This window comes from Agrobacterium sp. 22-214-1, assembly GCF_053522465.1.
This window is the reverse complement of record NZ_JBNWCK010000001.1, coordinates 457,816-473,850: the sequence shown is the minus strand read 5'-3', so window position 1 is coordinate 473,850 and position 16,035 is coordinate 457,816. Positions and strand designations below refer to the sequence as shown.

The following is a 16,035-nucleotide window of genomic DNA, read 5'->3' as shown; positions in this document are numbered from 1 at the left end:
CCAAACCCGCCTCGCCTCTTATGATCGTCGGGGCCGGTCGTCACCATCATCCAGCGCCCGCCAGGCGGCCCCGTCCATATCCTCATATTGGCCCGAGCGCACCGACCAGAGGAAGGCGAAAAGGCCAAGCGCTCCTAAGAACAGCGCGACGGGAATGAGATAGATCAGCATGTTCATGCCAGTTGCGCCCCCTCGCCTGCAAATCCGGTCTTCGCTTGGCTCTGAGGACGGACGGTTTCAGCCGCACCGGCAAGCCGCAGGGCATTGGCGACAACGATCAGCGAGGACGTCGACATGGCGATGGCCGCAATCATCGGCGTCGCATAACCGGCAATCGCAATCGGCACGGCGATGATGTTGTAGCCGATGGCAAGCGCGAAGTTCTGCCGGATGAGCTGTCCTGCCCGCTGCGATGTCTCGATTGCGAAAGGCACGGCGTCGAGATCCTCCTGCATGAACACGAAATCGGCGGCCTGCCGGCCGATATCGGCGGCGGTGGCGGGCGCCATGGACACATGCGCGGCAGCGAGCGCCGGCGCGTCGTTGATACCATCTCCCACCATCAGCACCCTGCGCCCTTCGCCGGCAAGCTCAGTGCAGCGCGCCGCCTTGTCCTTCGGCGACAGATCCGCACGCCACTTGCCGATCCCCAGCCGCTGCGCCATGGCGCTGACGGCGGCGGCCCGGTCACCCGAGATGATTTCCTGCATCAGGCCCCGCACCGACAGGCTGCACAATGCCGCAACCGCACCTGCGCGCGGATTATCCTCGAAACCGAAGCTCGCCAGATGTCGGCCATCGAGGGACAGCATCACTTCCGACCGCGCATCGCCATTATCGACGCTTGCTTCATCCGGGCACGCGAAACGGCGATTGCCCAGCCGGTAGGTTCCGGCTTCCGTCTCCGCCTCGACGCCGGAGCCCGGAATTTCCCGCACCGCCTCATAGGCCGGCACAGCGCCGCTATAGGCAGCATGCAGGGCTTTCGACAGGGGATGCCGCGAATGGGCGGCAAGCCCCGCCGCAATCGCCATGGTGGCAGGCTTCACATCGCCGGTCTCGACCAATCTCGGTTTGCCGATAGTCAGGGTGCCGGTCTTGTCGAACAGCACGGTATCGATTTCGGCCAGCCGCTCCATCGCCGAGCCTTCCTTGACCATGATGCCGTGCCGGAAGAGCCTTCCGGCGGCCACCACCTGCACGACGGGAACGGCAAGGCCAAGCGCGCAGGGGCAGGTGATGATGAGAACCGCAATGGCGATCAGCATCGCCTGTTTCCAGTCACCGCCGAAAATGCCCCAACCGAGAAACGTCACCAGCGCAAGAAGATGCACCACGGGAGAATAATAGCTCGCGGCACGGTCGGCGATGCGCCGGTAACGCGCCCGCCCGCCTTCGGCCGCCTCCATCAACCCGATCACTTCCGAAAGGAAGGAATCCTTCGCCGATGCCGTCACCCGCGCAGTGAGCGAACCGGTAAGATTGAGCGTGCCGGCCTGAAGGCTGTCGCCTGCCGTAACGCGACGCGGTGCGCTTTCGCCATTAACGATGGACATGTCGAGATCGCTGCTGCCGGAGACGACCACGGCATCCACCGCCACACGGTCCCCGGCCGCAATCGCAATCGACATTCCCGGCTGGATATCGGCAAGCGGCCGATACTCCCGCGTTCCATTCTCACCGATAACGGTAGCCCCGCGCGGCGACAGCCGGGCAAGCCCGGCAATGGCCGAGCGCGCCTTGTCGCGCATGATATGGTCAAGCGTCCGGCCGATCAGCAGGAAGAACAGCAGCGATACGGTCGCATCAAACCAGGCATGCTCACCGTGATGGATCGTTTCCCACAGCGAAACGGCATAGGAGAGCGTGATGGCAAGCGCGATCGGCACATCCATATTGGTGCGGCCGTGTTTCAGCGCGTTCCAGGCAGATTGATAGAAAAATCGCCCGCCATAGATCAGTGCCGGCGCGGCGATCATCGCCGAAATCCAGTGGAACATGTCGCGCGTCGCCGCATCCGCGCCCGACCAGACGGAGACGGACAGAAGCATGATATTGGCGGAAGCAAAGCCGCACAGCGCCACCGCCCTTATCAGCTGCGAACGCAAGGCGTCCGAGGCATCCTGCCCGCTGGCGAAAAGATGCGTGCGATATCCCGTCGCAAGAATGGCGCGGGCAATCTCGGCGGGATCGGTCCTGACGCCGTCGACTTCCTCTTTCCAGACGACGGCCACGCGTTTGGACGACAGGTTCACCCGCGCCCGTTCCACTTGGCCAAGACGGCCGAGCGCGGTCTCGATGGTGGCGATGCAGGCGCCGCAATACACATCCGGCACGCTGAGATCGGTCTGGCGCAGCCCCTGCCCCAGATCGCGGCTTGCCAGCAGCAATTCCTCCGACGATGGTGGATTGACCGGCTCGCCAAGCTGTAGCGAACCTTCCGTTCCCGGTGCGCAGCAGCTCATTTGCGCCCCCTGATGACGGCAATCCGCGTGCCCTCATGAACGATGATCCGGCCGTCCTTGACGGCGGTAACCTCGACGATCCATTGGCCCGGCAGCATGTCATGCAGGCCGGTGAAGACACCGGTGGAAACCGGGGTCAGTTCCATGTCGAAATTCTGGCGTTCCCCCACAGGCCGGCGAAAATGCGCCGTCACCTTATCGGTGTCGACCGGGCCGGTATCGGGATGAAACACCTCGTAACGCACCGTCTTTTCATCCACGATGAGCTTGCCCTTGATCCCGGTCGCAGCCCTTGCCTTGGCGGCTTCCGCCTTGGCGTTGAACTGCTGGCTGGCCACATAGGTATTGGGCACGACGAGCCCGCTCCAGCTGTTGACCGCGTTCCAGGCCATCACCATGTTGACGGTGATGACGGTGCCGAAAAACAGCAGCATGACACCCAGCATATGCCAGCCGGTGAACGTGAAACCGGACGTCTGGCGATTGTTCACGGTCATTTTTTCACTCCCGGAGCGTTGAAGACAGCATCGTAGCGGGCCGTCTCATGGCCGCCCGTATCGCTGACGATGAATTCGAAATTTTCCGCCGTACGCGCCACATCCTCGCCCGGCAGGGTGACGAAGACCTTCAGCGTCGTCGCCTCGTCCGGCTCCACCGTCACTTCGAAGGTGCGCGCGGCCATGTCCGGCATGCCGTTGATCTTCATCACCGCATTCGGAATGCCCTCGATGGTCAGGTTCATTGTGCGCGGCTGCGGCACCATGTTGAGAATGCGCACCGTATAGCCGTTGCGAATGGAGCCGTTCGATTCCAGCACATATTGCGGATTGCGGTCATGCAGCACATTCAGCGCCAGCCGCTCCCGCGTCACCAGCGCAAACAGCATGCCGATGCCGACCGCCGACCATATGGCCGTGTAGAGCAGCGTGCGCGGCCGGAAAACGATGCGCCAGTTGAAGTGGCGGATGCTCTTCCTGAAGCTGCCGTCCTCCTCGCGCACATTGGCGGGGCGGATGGCATGCTCACCATTGCCGGTCGCCAGCGCCATGTTGGACTGGTATTCGGAAAGGGTCGCATAGGCGATCAGCCCGCGCGGCTTGCCGATCTTGTCCATCACCCCGTCGCAGGCATCGATGCAGAGCGCGCAGGTGATGCATTCCAGCTGCTGCCCGTCCCTGATGTCGATGCCCATGGGACAGACCGCGACGCAGGCATTGCAATCGACGCAGTCGCCGATGCTCTCCCCTGCCGCCGCAGCCTTCTTGGCATGCCGCGAGCGCGGTTCGCCGCGCCAGTCATTATAGGTGACGACAAGCGAGTTCTCATCCAGCATCGCCGCCTGAATGCGCGGCCAGGGACACATATAGGTGCAGACCTGTTCTCGCATCAGCCCGCCGAAGACATAGGTCGTGGCGGTGAGGATGGCGACGGTGGAATAGGCGATCATCGGCGCCTGCCCGGTCATGAACTGCATCGCCAGCGTCGGCGCATCGGCGAAATAGAAAATCCAGGCGCCACCGGTCAGAACGCCGATCACCAGCCAGATCGCATGTTTCAGCACCCGCTTGCGCAATTTGCCGAATGTGAAGGGCGCGGCATCCAGTTTCATGCGCGCGTTCCTGTCGCCCTCTATCGCCCGTTCGACCACCAGAAACAGGTCGACCCAGACGGTCTGCGGACAGGTATAACCGCACCATGCGCGCCCGACAGCGGAAGTGACGAGAAACAGCCCAAGCCCGGCCATGACCAGCAATCCGGCGACGAAGAAGAACTCCTGCGGCCAGATTTCGATGAAGAAGAAATAAAAGCGCCGGTTGGCGATATCGATCAGCACCGCCTGATCCGGCGCATAGGGACCGCGATCCCAGCGCAGGAACGGCGTCAGATAATAAATGCCGAGCGTGACCAGCATCACCAGCCATTTGAACCGCCGGAACCGCCCCTCGGCGCGCTTGGGAAAAATCTTCCTGCGTGCTTCGTAGAGCGGTTTGCGCGTTTTTGCGGAATTGACGGCTTCCGCCTCCAGCCTTTCGACAGGCTGTTGCGGGCGGTCCTGTCCGGCGCGATAGATGTTCATGATAGGAGTCCGTTTTTATCTCCTTGCTTTCTCCCATCTCCCCGGTGAAACATCCTTGACTTACATCAAGTGACGACAAAGTGGCGCAGTATGGGAACGCGCCGCCAAGGGAGGATGAAATGCCTGTCATGCAGTCGAGAATCATTCATCTGTCGGTCGAAAAACCCTGGAGCCACGTCTATGACTTCGCCTCCAACCCGCAGAACATGCCGCACTGGGCCGCAGGCCTTGCGGGCGGCCTCACACCGGACGGCGAGGACTGGATCGCCGAGGGCGGCCCGCTTGGCGAAGTACGCGTCAATTTCGCGCCCGCAAACGAGTTCGGCGTCATCGACCATGTCGTGACCTTGCCGGATGGCGTGAAGGTTTATAACGCGCTACGGGTAACGCCGAACGGCAGCGGCACGGAGGTGAGTTTCACCCTGCTTCGCCTTCAGGGCATGACGGACGAGGATTTCGAGCAGGATGCAAAAGCGGTCACGGCCGATCTCGAAACGCTGAAGGCGCTGCTCGAAAAGGATTGATGGAGGAAGCATGACCACGAATACGAACGACCGGCGGATCGACTATGTCGAATTCAACGTCGCCGATATCGAGCGCAGCAAGGAATTTTACGGTGGCGCCTTCGGCTGGTCCTTCAAGGATTACGGTCCGCAATATTGCGAGTTTTCCGATGGCCGGCTGACCGGCGGTTTCACCACCACGGCGCCGGTCTCGGCCAGGGGCGGACCGCTCGTCATTCTCTACGCCGCCGATATCGAGGATGTGCAGCGACGCGTTGAAGCCGCCGGCGGGGAGATCAGCGTCGCGATCTTCGAGTTTCCCGGCGGCCGGCGTTTCCATTTCGCCGATCCGGACGGGTATGAACTGGCCGTCTGGTCGAAAAACTGATCGGCAGGAGCCCGCCATGACTTTGACAACACCGCCTTTTTCGTTGGTCGGTATCGATCATATCGTCTTCATCGTCGACGACATGACGCGGGCGCTCGATTTTTACCGGAACGCGCTGGGGTGTAGGGATGGTTACTCTTACCCTGCTCTCGGGATGGAACAAGTCTGGTGCGGCAATGCCCTGATTGTGCTGTGGGATGTCACGCACGCCGGTGGCACAAAGGCCGCTCCGCCCGTCGCCGGAGGTCGTAATGTCGATCACATCTGCATAGCGACCGGTCCTCTGAACCATGATGCGCTTCGCGCACATCTGGCGAAATTTAACGTCACGATAGAACAGGAAGCCTTTCACGGCGGCGCGAGAGGAATGGGACATTCGTTCTATTTCCGTGATCCCTTCGGCAACAAGATCGAGTTGAAGGGACCAGCCGAATATCCGGATGGACGGGCGGAAAACGCCTAATCTGAACAATAAAAAAGGGCGCCTCCCCGGCGCCCTTCGTTATATTCTACTTGCCTCATTCGCCCCCACCAAGGGAGTGCACGAAGATTGCCAGCTGCTTGACGGTCGTATCACCGAGACGCTCACCCCAGGCGGGCATGACCCCGTGCTTGGGCGACCGTATCTGCGAGACAATCCCCTCTTCGCCCTGCGACTTTAGCCAGATCGCATCGGCAAGATTGGGCGCGCCGAATTCGCGGTTGCCCTTGGCGTCTTCCCCGTGGCAGGAGGCGCAATTGTCGGCAAAGAGCTGCTTGCCGGGCTCCACCAGCGCCGGGTTGGAGGGGGTGCCGGTGAGACTGACGACATAGGCGGCAACCTCGCGGATTTCATTCGACTGGAGAATATCGCTAAAGGCCGGCATTTCCGAAGCGCGCGTATCCGCATCGTCGGCAAAACGAATGCCGTGCTTCACCGTCGTATAGATGTCGTCGACGCTGCCGCCCCACATCCAGTCGTCATCGTTGAGGTTGGGATAGCCCTGCCCGCCTTCAGCGCCCGAACCGTGACACTGAATGCAATTGACCTTGAAAGCGGCAGCGCCGCCGGAAAGGGCAAATTGCCTCAGGGTCGGATCTGCCTGAATTTCAGCAAGCGACGAGTTGGCGATCCTGTCGACATAGACGCTCTGCGACTGTTTCGCTTCGGCCATGTCGGCCGCGATCTCGCCACGGCTGCTCCAGCCGAGCAAGCCCTGCGTCGCGCCATTGATCAGCGGCCATGCCGGAAAGGCAATGGTGTAGCCAATCGCCCAGAGGATCGTTGCATAGAAGGTCCAGACCCACCAGCGCGGCATGGGATTGTTCAGCTCGCGGATACCGTCCCATTCATGGCCGGTGGTTTCGACGCCGCTGATGTCATCAATGTGTTTTTCGGACATATCCTAGTCCTCCTTGAGCGGAATGCTGGCGGCATCGTCCGCGGCTTGTCTGGAGCCGGGGCGAAGGGTGAAAACGACGACGCCGGCAAAGAACAGGGTCATGGCAAGCAGGCCCCAGCTATCGGCGAAGTGGCGCATGGCCGTGTAGGTTTCCATGGCTCACACCTCCTCACCGGTATCCGGCGGCATCGTCATAGGTCGAGAAATCGACCAGCGTGCCGAGCATTTGCAGATAGGCGACCAGAGCATCCATTTCGGTAAGCCTGGCCGGATCGCCGTCGAAATCGCCCACCTTCGCCTTCGGATAACGCGCCAGGAGTTCCGACGAATCCGCATTCGGGTCAGCCTGGGCGGCAAGATCGGCGGCGGATTTTTCGATCATCTCATCGCTATAGGGCACACCGACGGCGCGGTTGGCCTTCAGCTCCATGGAAACGTCGGTGATCTTCAGCGTCGTGGTCTTCAGGAACGCATAGGAGGGCATGATCGATTCCGGCACCACCGAACGCGGATCGGCCAGATGCTGCACATGCCATTCGTTCGAATAACGATCGCCGACGCGCGCAAGATCAGGCCCCGTGCGCTTGGAACCCCATTGGAACGGGTGGTCGTACATGGATTCCGCCGCCAGGCTGTAATGCCCGTAACGTTCCACCTCGTCGCGGAACGGCCGGATCATCTGGCTGTGGCAGACGTAACATCCCTCGCGGATGTAGATGTTGCGCCCGGCCAGTTCGAGCGGTGTGTAGGGCCGCATGCCCTCCACCTTCTCGATGGTATTTTCGAGATAGAAGAGCGGTGCGATTTCAACGATGCCGCCGATGGAGACGACCAGCAGGGAACCGACCAGAAGCAGCGTCGCGTTGCGTTCGATGACGGCGTGTTTGTCAAGAATGGACATGGGGCCGCTCCTTATTCAGCAGGCTGCAGCGAGGGTGCCGCGCCTTTGCTGGCGCCCTCCTCGCGTTGATGACCGAGGATGGTCATCGTGACGTTGTAGGCCATGATCAGCGCGCCGCTGAGGAACATCAGGCCGCCCAATGCACGCATCACGTAATAGGGGAACAGCGCGGCGACCGATTCCGCGAAGGAATAGACGAGGAAGCCTTGGGCATCATATTCGCGCCACATCAGCGCCTGCTGGATGCCGGCGACCCACATAACGGCGGCGTAGACGACAATGCCAAGCGTGGCGAGCCAGAAGTGCCAGTTGACCAGTTGCAGGCTATAGAGACGCTCCCTGCCCCACAGTTTCGGCGTCAGGTAATAGATCGCGCCGAAAGTGATCATGCCGTTCCAGCCGAGTGCGCCGGAATGAACATGGCCGATGGTCCAGTCGGTATAGTGGCTGAGCGAGTTGACGGCCTTGATCGACATCATCGGGCCTTCGAAGGTCGCCATGCCGTAGAAGGCAACCGCCATCACCATCATACGCACGACGGGATCGGTGCGGATCTTGTCCCATGCGCCCGAAAGCGTCATCAGACCGTTGATCATGCCGCCCCACGAGGGCATCCACAGCATCACCGAGAACACCATGCCGAGCGTCTGCGCCCAGTCCGGCAGCGCCGTATAATGCAGATGGTGCGGGCCGGCCCAGATATACATGAAGATCAGCGCCCAGAAGTGGATGATCGACAGGCGGTAGGAATAGACCGGGCGGTTCACCTGCTTCGGGATGAAGTAGTACATCATGCCGAGGAAGCCGGCCGTCAGGAAGAAGCCGACGGCGTTATGGCCGTACCACCATTGCGTCAGCGCGTCCTGCACGCCCGAAAAGGCCGAATAGCTCTTGATCCCGAGGAAGGACACCGGCACCGCCAGATTATTGACGATATGCAGCATGGCGATGGTGACGATGAAACTCAGATAAAACCAGTTCGCCACATAGATATGCGGCTCCTTGCGCGTGAGGATCGTGCCGAGGAACACCAGCAGATAGGCGACCCATACGACGGTCAGCCAGATGTCTACATACCATTCCGGCTCCGCATATTCGCGGCCCTGCGTGATGCCGAGCAGATAGCCGGTGGCGGCCATGACGATGAAGAGGTTGTAGCCCCAGAACACGAACCAGCCGAGATTGCCGCCGAACAGGCGCGCCCGACAGGTCCTCTGCACCACGTAAAAGGAGGTGGCGATCAGCGCATTTCCCCCGAAAGCGAAGATCACCGCCGATGTGTGCAGCGGCCGCATCCGGCCGAAATTGAAATAGGGCGCGATATTGAGATCGGGAAAAGCGAGCTGAAGCGCCACCACGACGCCGACCAGAAAGCCGACGACACCCCAGAACACGGTGGCGATGACGCCGTATTTCACCACCTCGTCGAAATATTCCGAATTGAGGCGGGCACGCGCGGCTGAATCGACAGGCGCGAAGGAGACACGGCGCAGCAGAAGCACCGTGCTGACCAGAAGCGTAAAGAACAGCACCCACATATGGGCGGCGAAAAGACTGTCATGGGCAAATGCTGCCCCAAGCAACGCGAGAAAGGCGCCGAGCGCCACGATCGCGGTTTCTAACGTGTAATTCATTGTTGGTTTCCCCCAACGTGCAAGCCGACCGACGAAAGGCACGGCACGCGCCTGGGAGAGCGGAAACGCGCCTTTGCGTCGGTTGGAGCATTGCCACCGGCAGGGCAACGCCACCTTGATCCAGATCAAGAAAAAGAACCCGGAAAAAAATATGAATAATACAGTCATGTTTTTATTGCCTTTTCATGCGGCAATGCTATTTCGTCTGGGAAACTGCGGTTTTAACTGGATTGGCAACAGATTATAATGAGTTCGAAGCCGCCGCTCGAAGTATCTCCAGAACGTTTTTCCGACGAAAGGCGTCCGCTGGACATGTCTATTGAACGTTATTACAGGGAGATAATTCAGGCTGTCAGTCGAAAAGGTATCGATCAGGCCCTGTCGCACGATGTCGTGCATGATCTTTATATAAAGCTTGCAACCAGTGACCATCGGCTGGAACATAAATCCAGTATAAAAGCCTTTCTCATTCGGGCGGCTGTCAATCTCGGTTTCGACAGGATGAGGAGAGCCGCTTTCGAAACACGGCTTTTCGCGCAGCTTGACCGATCCGCAGAAGCAATCGCCACCCAGCAGCACGCCCCCGGACAAAATCTTGATCTCCGCAAGCGGCTTGCGGCATTGCGCGAGGCAATCCAGGCTTTGCCGCCGACATGCCGCCGGGTGTTCATAGCACACAGGGTGGGACAAATACCGCGCGAGGATATCGCCGCCGCCATGGGCATCACACGTGGATCGGTGGACAGGCATTTGCGACATGCCGTGCTCCATTGTCTGGAAAAGATGGATCAGTTCGACTAGCCGCATTCGGCGCCCAATTCCGCAACCCCGATTGAACGCGATGGAAACGTGAAAGCATGACAGACAACAGTAAGCGCATCCGGCAACAAGCGGTGGATTGGGCGCTCTGTCTTTCGGAAACCGCAAGCCCGGCCGAAAAGGAAGAATTCGACCGGTGGCTCGCGGCCGATCCCGCGCATGCGGAAGCCTATCGTCGCGTCGCGGCGGTGCTTGATCAGACGCATATCGCGCTTGCGAAAGAGCCGGCTTTCACAAGGAAGGCATTTCGCCGCGGCAAAGGGCCTGGCAAAATAATCGTGGCCGTCCTTTTGCTGACGGTTTCAGGTAACCTCATTGCCGTCTTGGATGTTCCGACCCAGCTCAGGGCCGACCTGATGACGGCGAAGACGGAACTGCGAACCGAAAAGCTGCCGGACGGTTCGACGATACATATGAATTCCGATACCGCGATTGCACTTTCCTTCTCCAACGGACGCCGAAGGATAGACTTGCTGAAAGGCGAAGCCTATTTCGAGGTGGCGCGGTCCGATACGCTCGGCGCTTTCGAAGTCGCCACGCCGGAGGGCGTCGTCACGGCGCTCGGAACGGCTTTCGACGTCAATCTTCTGGGGAGCGGCTTTGAGGTAACGGTGACAGAAAGCAGGGTCGCCGTCCATTCCGACGCCACGAAGCAAAGGGTCGTTCTGGATTCGGGAAAACGTATCATCGTCGATGACGCGGGCATCGGACCTGAGGAAACGGTTCCAGCGGAGTTCCAGACACCCTGGCGCAACGGTCGCCTCGTCTTCGACGATCGCCCGCTATCGGAGGTGGTCACTCAGATATTCCGTCATATACCCGGCGGCGTCATTACGCTCGATCCCCGCCTAAACAGGAAAAGGATAACCGGTTCGTTCAATCTGACGGATGGAAACCGCGCACTTGACGATTTCGCCGATGCTTTCGGTCTGCGGATCGCCCGGACCGGTAAATTCCTGACTATAATTTACTAGTTTTTCTTCACCGGACTGCAGAAACCCCGATGCTCATTCGTCTAGCTCCCCGACAAACCTTTTTTATCGGATTTGCTGGGGATTGGGGATATGAAGAGAAAGATCGTTATGCGCGGCATGCTGGCTGCGGCCCTCTATAGCGGCGCGAGCCTGTGCGTGATGCCGCCTGCGACCGCGCAAACGCCAAGTAAAGCCATAACAGTCGAAATTCCCGCCGGCAAACTATCCACGGCTCTCAACGCGCTGGCAGCACGCCTCGGCTTACAGATCGGCATCGAAGCTTCGCTCGTCAGAGAAAGAACCACATCCGGCCTTTCGGGTTCCTTCACACCCTCGCAAGCCATAAGCCGCCTTTTGCGGGGCACCGGACTTCAATACCGTTTCCTGAATGACAGGGTCGTCACCATCACCGCCACACCCCAGGCATCGGTAGAGGCGGAAGGCACGGAACTCGAACCAATCATTGTGTCAGGCGCAGGATTTGGCCGCTTCAACGGGGAAAAAACCGCGGCCTACGATCAGGCGCAAAGCGCTTACTTCGTGGATGAGGAAACGATCAGCCGGATGACCGGCTCCAGCCCTTCCGATATTCTGAAAGGAATTCCGGGCGTCTATACCGGCGAAGCGCGGACAGGCGGAGGCATCGATCCCAATATTCGCGGCCTGCAAGGGCAAAAGCGGGTCAAGGTGACCGTCGACGGTGCGGAAAACAGCATCGATGTCTATCGCGGTTATGCCGGGCGTCAGGAAAGAAACTATATCGATCCGGATTTGATAAGCTCGGTCAGCGTCTTCAAAGGCCCCTCTCCCGCCCTTGACGCCATCGGCGGCACCATAGCCATGTCGACGATCCGGCCGGAGGATATTCTGATAGAGGGCAACGAAATCGGCGTGAGGCTCAGGGGAAGCGTCGCTTCCAACAGCGCGTCTTTGCCCGATACTTTCAATGCGCCGGAAAATACCGACAGAAACTCGTTTTTCGAACCGCAAACGGGCAATGGAAGCGCTGCCTTCGCACTCAGCCAGGAAAACTTCGACGTGGTCGGCGCCTATGCCAAACGTCACAATGGCAATTACTTCGCCGGCAGCAAGGGCCGCGACAAATATCGAATATTCCAGGATGGAAGAGAGGAAAACTCGGTCGCAAAGCTCTACCCGGATGGCGGCGAGGTGTTCAATACCTCAAGCCAGACGGAATCCGCCCTGTTCAAGCTGACATTGCGTCCGCTCGAGGATCACACACTGGATCTCGGCTATCGCTATTTCAATGGTCGCATGGGCGAGATCATGAGTTCGCAAATATTGCGAAACTCAACAGGCTCCATCCCGCAATGGGATCCCTCGACGGTCAACAGCGATAGCGTAACGGCACGATACAGGTGGAACCCGCAAGACAACGACCTCATCGATCTGACAGCCAATTTCGCCTATTCGCATCTGGCCTATGACGGCTATCTGACGCTATCGAGCCAGACGCCCAGCGATCGGCCCGCATGCAACGACGATCCTTTCTCGGAGCGGTGCTACAAACGCTTTTACGGCGCGTCACGTATCATGGAGACGACTTCGGTTGATATCGCCAACACATCCAAAGTCGACACCGAGATTGGACAGTTCAAAATCAACTATGGTGCGGCGCTGCGCTTCGAGAAGCTTTTCCCGCCCTCGGACGCCCCCAGCGAAACCAATGGCAGACAGGTCAGCGGAAACTTTCATCAGCAGGCGGACCGTGAGCAGTTCGACAGCTTCGGCACAGTGACCTGGGAACCGGACGAGCGCCTGGACATCAGCCTCGGCGGCAGGTTCACCAAATTCAAGACCTACGATCATAACAAAAGACGTGAAGAAGAGACTTATACGATCAACCGTAAATCGCTCTATTTTTACAAAAACGAAACCGAGTATGATTTCCTGGTCGATGGCGACGGCAACCTGGTTCCGGACGGCAACGGCTGGTACCTGTATGATTATTCTCTTCCGCTAGAGACACGCCCAGTGCCGCGCGGCAATGCGTTCTGGTATTCCGATGCCGAAGGGAACTATACCGATGCCACCGATCCGCGAAAAATGCCCGATGGCAAAGGATATCCCGTTGGACATGCGGGGGATGACAGTGAAATAACATCTCTTTCTTCTTTGGACTATGATGACAGTCTCACTTTGGTCGAGAGTGATCAATGGTCCAGCGAGGGTAAAAGAACCATATATTATGACAATCTGCGGCGTCGCAACTCAGGCTTTGCGCCCAGTCTCAGCGGCAGCTACGAAGTTTTCGATGGCTGGAAGCTTCACGCGGCCTATACCCACGGGATTCGCATGCCGAGCCTCACGGAATCCATGGTCGGCAACGCTTCGGCCGCGGTGCCTGCCGATCTGAGACCAGAACAGGCCCGCAACCTCGAATTCGGCGTGTCGACCAAAATGGAAAATCTTCTGGAAGGCGGCGACAGTTTCATGGCCCGCCTCTCCTACTTCAATAACAAAACCAAGGATTACATCACCCGACACGAATATTATAATGAGGGCTCCTACAGAGATCCGGCGCTCAGGAGACTGGCGCGCCAGTACAATAATGCGTTCTATAATGCCGATTCCTTTACCGTGAAGGGACTGGAACTCCAGGCGACATACGACAATGGAGCGTTCTTCACGGATGTTTCGGCCACATACAATCTCTCAGCCACAACATGCGCACCCGATGTAGCGCAATTCATGAGGACAATGTCCTCCGACAGCAGGCTGAAAAACATACCCGGATGCGTCGATGGCGGGTTCTCCGGCTCCTTCACGAACGCGCAAAACCCGCCCCAATACACATTGACCGGAACCTTCGGAGCGCGTTTCCTGGATGAGGCTCTGGAAATCGCAACCAGAGTGACCCACACGAGCGCGCCGATCACGAAACTGGACAAGCCCTGGAACAATTTCGGAGGCGTCGCGACACAGCTATTCTACCAGCCGGTGACGCTCTTCGATTTATCCGCATCCTACAAGATAAGCGAAAACGCCACCGCCGGATTCAGCATCGAAAACGTGTTCGACCGCTACTACATCGATCCCCTGTCGCTCAGCATGATGCCGGGTCCAGGACGGACATTCAAAGCGTCCCTCACCATGAAGTTCTAAGCACGATTAGCCCTTCATCTTCAGGGGCAGACCGGCGGCGACAAAATAGACCTCACTGGCAATGGCGGCGATTCGCTGATGCAGGCGTCCGGCGTGATCGCGAAATTCCCGCGCCATGCGGTTTTCCGGGACGATGCCGAGACCGACTTCGTTGGAGACGAAAATCAGCCTCGCCCGAGCCGATACAATCGCCGCCTCAAGCGCCGCAAAGGCGGCCTCGATATCGGCATTCTCCATCATCAGATTGGTGAGCCACAGGGTGAGGCAATCGATGAGAACGACATTTTCCGGCGCGTCGAGCTGCTCCAGCACGGCGGCAATATCGACGGGCGCTTCATGCGTGGTCCATTCGCCGCCGCGCCGCGCCTGATGATGGACGATGCGGTCGCGCATCTCGTCATCCCATGCCCGGCCGGTGGCCAGATAATGCAGGCTTCCACCGGACTTGCCCGCAAGCTCCTCCGCAAAACGGGACTTGCCGGAGCGCGCGCCGCCAAGAATGAAAACGGAGCGGTTTTTATCTGTCATCTAAAACCTGAAGGAAGAGAATGAAGCGGACCGGCATCTTCGCCGTGTCGCAAGCCAGGGACAGGCAGACACGAAGGGAACGATTCGTAGAAAAAGGCGTCCCCCGGTTGCTCATGCCGGACTGCCGCTGATACCGGGCCGGAGAAAACAAGACCTGCCTGCAGGATGCGGGGCATATCAGCCTTGGCGACTCCGGATACCGGAAACACCGGTCCTGATGAAAGGCTAGGTGCGAACGGCCATCCTGTCAATCGGTCCCTGCCGTTAGCAAAGAACCAAGCGGAACCGGGACGCAAAACCTTAATCCGGAACCGGCAGACCTGTCGTCCGCGACTGGATTGATAAAGCGACTTGGTTACCGGAAAGTTAGCGAAAAACCGAATGATGAAACCGCAACGCCAAAGGAGAATATGGAGTGACGGCAGCCGCCGCCATTGCCTTGCCATGGCCTTCAAATCAATATGCTTTCGAAGATTCGCAAACAGCAAGGTGGCCTGCCCATGATGACCGTCATGGACTATATCTCGATCGTCGTTTTCATCCTGTTATGGGCCGTCTATACCCATGTCACGACGGGAACGCGGCTGTTTTCGAGAGCCAGCCTCAATCAGGCCATGGCCGAGCGCCGCCGCGACTGGATCATGAATTCGCTGAAGCGCGACCTGAAGATGATCGACACGCAGATCATGGCCGGCCTGCAGAACGGCACCGCCTTTTTCGCTTCCACCTCCATCTTCGCCATCGGCGGATGTTTCGCCCTTCTGGGCGCGACCGAACAGGTCGAATCGGTGTTTCGCGACATGCCTTTCGTGCATTATGCCGGGCGCACGGCCTTTGAACTGAAGGTCATCGGGCTGACCTGCCTGTTCGGTTATTCCTTCTTCAAATTCGGCTGGTCCTATCGCCTGTTCAACTATTGCACCATCCTGTTCGGCGCCATTCCCATGGTCCACGATGTCGGCGCCGATCGCGAGGCGGCGGAGCGGGCGGCCGAAAACGTCATAAAGATGAACATCATCGCTGCTAAGAACTTCAACGACGGCCTGCGGACCATCTTTCTGTCCATCGGTTATCTCGGCTGGTTCATCAGCCCCTATGTCTTCATCGCCAGCACGGTCATCATCATCGTGGCGCTATTACGCCGCCAGTTCTTTTCCGAAGCGCGACGCGCCATCATGGAAGAAAACAGGCCTTGAAATAGCCGCACTTCAAGGGCCAAGCCCAGCGTGATACCGGCC

Annotated in this window: 16 protein-coding genes; 7 read left to right on the top strand and 9 right to left on the bottom strand. The window is 59.0% G+C overall.

The window, feature by feature from the left end:
• Positions 1-18: 18 nt before the first annotated feature.
• From ccoS to ccoG, 4 genes are read right to left on the bottom strand one after another with little or no spacing between them, the layout of a single operon-like run.
• Positions 19-177 (bottom strand): cbb3-type cytochrome oxidase assembly protein CcoS, encoded by a 159-nt coding sequence (ccoS, locus tag ACQZ5G_RS02410; RefSeq protein WP_003502794.1) that lies wholly within the window; start codon positions 175-177, stop codon positions 19-21.
• Positions 174-2,465, bottom strand: coding sequence for a cation-translocating P-type ATPase (locus ACQZ5G_RS02405; protein WP_448736867.1), 2,292 nt, complete (start codon positions 2,463-2,465; stop codon positions 174-176). The genes ccoS and ACQZ5G_RS02405 overlap by 4 nt, the downstream gene beginning before the upstream one ends.
• Entirely contained in the window at positions 2,462-2,962 is a 501-nt protein-coding gene (locus ACQZ5G_RS02400; RefSeq protein ID WP_448736866.1) for a FixH family protein, read from the bottom strand. The genes ACQZ5G_RS02405 and ACQZ5G_RS02400 overlap by 4 nt, the downstream gene beginning before the upstream one ends.
• Entirely contained in the window at positions 2,959-4,542 is a 1,584-nt protein-coding gene (ccoG, locus tag ACQZ5G_RS02395; RefSeq protein ID WP_448736865.1) for a cytochrome c oxidase accessory protein CcoG, read from the bottom strand. Before ccoG ends, ACQZ5G_RS02400 begins: the two co-directional genes overlap by 4 nt.
• Positions 4,543-4,661: 119 nt before the next feature.
• Between ccoG and ACQZ5G_RS02390 the strand changes: the two genes are divergently transcribed.
• Genes ACQZ5G_RS02390 through ACQZ5G_RS02380 form a run of 3 tightly spaced genes read left to right on the top strand, consistent with a single transcriptional unit; the run spans position 4,662 to position 5,896 of the window.
• On the top strand, positions 4,662-5,066 hold the full coding sequence (locus ACQZ5G_RS02390) for an SRPBCC family protein (protein WP_448736864.1): 405 nt from the start codon (positions 4,662-4,664) through the stop codon (positions 5,064-5,066).
• A gap of 10 nt (positions 5,067-5,076) precedes the next feature.
• The gene (locus ACQZ5G_RS02385; protein WP_448736863.1) at positions 5,077-5,433 is read left to right on the top strand and encodes a VOC family protein; all 357 of its coding nucleotides are present in this window, start codon (positions 5,077-5,079) and stop codon (positions 5,431-5,433) included.
• 16 nt (positions 5,434-5,449) lie between these two features.
• Entirely contained in the window at positions 5,450-5,896 is a 447-nt protein-coding gene (locus ACQZ5G_RS02380; protein ID WP_448736862.1) for a VOC family protein, read from the top strand.
• Positions 5,897-5,951: 55 nt separating this feature from the next.
• Here ACQZ5G_RS02380 and ccoP read toward each other — a convergent pair whose 3' ends face one another.
• From ccoP to ccoN, 4 genes are read right to left on the bottom strand one after another with little or no spacing between them, the layout of a single operon-like run.
• On the bottom strand, positions 5,952-6,815 hold the full coding sequence (gene ccoP / locus ACQZ5G_RS02375; protein WP_035223371.1) for a cytochrome-c oxidase, cbb3-type subunit III: 864 nt from the start codon (positions 6,813-6,815) through the stop codon (positions 5,952-5,954).
• A gap of 3 nt (positions 6,816-6,818) precedes the next feature.
• A complete protein-coding gene (locus ACQZ5G_RS02370) occupies positions 6,819-6,971 on the bottom strand; it encodes a CcoQ/FixQ family Cbb3-type cytochrome c oxidase assembly chaperone (protein WP_003525003.1) in 153 nt (50 codons plus the stop codon).
• Positions 6,972-6,984: 13 nt separating this feature from the next.
• Positions 6,985-7,716 (bottom strand): cytochrome-c oxidase, cbb3-type subunit II, encoded by a 732-nt coding sequence (gene ccoO / locus ACQZ5G_RS02365; protein WP_080851993.1) that lies wholly within the window; start codon positions 7,714-7,716, stop codon positions 6,985-6,987.
• A gap of 11 nt (positions 7,717-7,727) precedes the next feature.
• Positions 7,728-9,350, bottom strand: coding sequence for a cytochrome-c oxidase, cbb3-type subunit I (gene ccoN / locus ACQZ5G_RS02360; protein WP_448736861.1), 1,623 nt, complete (start codon positions 9,348-9,350; stop codon positions 7,728-7,730).
• Between the two features lie 246 nt (positions 9,351-9,596).
• On the opposite strand from ccoN, the gene ACQZ5G_RS02355 reads away from it, so the two are divergent.
• The 3 genes from ACQZ5G_RS02355 to ACQZ5G_RS02345 all read left to right on the top strand — a co-directional run bounded on the left by ACQZ5G_RS02355 (position 9,597) and on the right by ACQZ5G_RS02345 (position 14,269).
• Entirely contained in the window at positions 9,597-10,151 is a 555-nt protein-coding gene (locus ACQZ5G_RS02355) for an RNA polymerase sigma factor (protein ID WP_448736860.1), read from the top strand.
• A gap of 56 nt (positions 10,152-10,207) precedes the next feature.
• The gene (locus tag ACQZ5G_RS02350; RefSeq protein WP_448736859.1) at positions 10,208-11,143 is read left to right on the top strand and encodes a FecR family protein; all 936 of its coding nucleotides are present in this window, start codon (positions 10,208-10,210) and stop codon (positions 11,141-11,143) included.
• A gap of 90 nt (positions 11,144-11,233) precedes the next feature.
• On the top strand, positions 11,234-14,269 hold the full coding sequence (locus ACQZ5G_RS02345; protein WP_448742657.1) for a TonB-dependent receptor domain-containing protein: 3,036 nt from the start codon (positions 11,234-11,236) through the stop codon (positions 14,267-14,269).
• Between the two features lie 6 nt (positions 14,270-14,275).
• Here ACQZ5G_RS02345 and cobU read toward each other — a convergent pair whose 3' ends face one another.
• The gene (gene cobU, locus ACQZ5G_RS02340) at positions 14,276-14,797 is read right to left on the bottom strand and encodes a bifunctional adenosylcobinamide kinase/adenosylcobinamide-phosphate guanylyltransferase (RefSeq protein ID WP_448736857.1); all 522 of its coding nucleotides are present in this window, start codon (positions 14,795-14,797) and stop codon (positions 14,276-14,278) included.
• A 503-nt stretch (positions 14,798-15,300) separates the two neighbouring features.
• Between cobU and ACQZ5G_RS02335 the strand changes: the two genes are divergently transcribed.
• A complete protein-coding gene (locus ACQZ5G_RS02335; RefSeq protein WP_003524993.1) occupies positions 15,301-15,993 on the top strand; it encodes a DUF599 domain-containing protein in 693 nt (230 codons plus the stop codon).
• The last annotated feature ends 42 nt before the right edge of the window (positions 15,994-16,035 follow it).

What these genes read in the sequence shown, in the direction of transcription:
- cobU (WP_448736857.1), bottom strand. Translation starts at nt 14,797, where the DNA reads ATGACAGATAAAAACCGCTCCGTTTTCATTCTTGGCGGCGCGCGCTCC.
- ccoO (WP_080851993.1), bottom strand. Translation starts at nt 7,716, where the DNA reads ATGTCCATTCTTGACAAACACGCCGTCATCGAACGCAACGCGACGCTG.
- ACQZ5G_RS02350 (WP_448736859.1), top strand. Translation starts at nt 10,208, where the DNA reads ATGACAGACAACAGTAAGCGCATCCGGCAACAAGCGGTGGATTGGGCG.
- ACQZ5G_RS02385 (WP_448736863.1), top strand. Translation starts at nt 5,077, where the DNA reads ATGACCACGAATACGAACGACCGGCGGATCGACTATGTCGAATTCAAC.
- ACQZ5G_RS02335 (WP_003524993.1), top strand. Translation starts at nt 15,301, where the DNA reads ATGACCGTCATGGACTATATCTCGATCGTCGTTTTCATCCTGTTATGG.
- ACQZ5G_RS02345 (WP_448742657.1), top strand. Translation starts at nt 11,234, where the DNA reads ATGAAGAGAAAGATCGTTATGCGCGGCATGCTGGCTGCGGCCCTCTAT.
- ACQZ5G_RS02390 (WP_448736864.1), top strand. Translation starts at nt 4,662, where the DNA reads ATGCCTGTCATGCAGTCGAGAATCATTCATCTGTCGGTCGAAAAACCC.
- ACQZ5G_RS02355 (WP_448736860.1), top strand. Translation starts at nt 9,597, where the DNA reads ATGAGTTCGAAGCCGCCGCTCGAAGTATCTCCAGAACGTTTTTCCGAC.
- ACQZ5G_RS02400 (WP_448736866.1), bottom strand. Translation starts at nt 2,962, where the DNA reads ATGACCGTGAACAATCGCCAGACGTCCGGTTTCACGTTCACCGGCTGG.
- ccoN (WP_448736861.1), bottom strand. Translation starts at nt 9,350, where the DNA reads ATGAATTACACGTTAGAAACCGCGATCGTGGCGCTCGGCGCCTTTCTC.
- ACQZ5G_RS02370 (WP_003525003.1), bottom strand. Translation starts at nt 6,971, where the DNA reads ATGGAAACCTACACGGCCATGCGCCACTTCGCCGATAGCTGGGGCCTG.
- ccoG (WP_448736865.1), bottom strand. Translation starts at nt 4,542, where the DNA reads ATGAACATCTATCGCGCCGGACAGGACCGCCCGCAACAGCCTGTCGAA.
- ccoP (WP_035223371.1), bottom strand. Translation starts at nt 6,815, where the DNA reads ATGTCCGAAAAACACATTGATGACATCAGCGGCGTCGAAACCACCGGC.
- ACQZ5G_RS02405 (WP_448736867.1), bottom strand. Translation starts at nt 2,465, where the DNA reads ATGAGCTGCTGCGCACCGGGAACGGAAGGTTCGCTACAGCTTGGCGAG.
- ccoS (WP_003502794.1), bottom strand. Translation starts at nt 177, where the DNA reads ATGAACATGCTGATCTATCTCATTCCCGTCGCGCTGTTCTTAGGAGCG.
- ACQZ5G_RS02380 (WP_448736862.1), top strand. Translation starts at nt 5,450, where the DNA reads ATGACTTTGACAACACCGCCTTTTTCGTTGGTCGGTATCGATCATATC.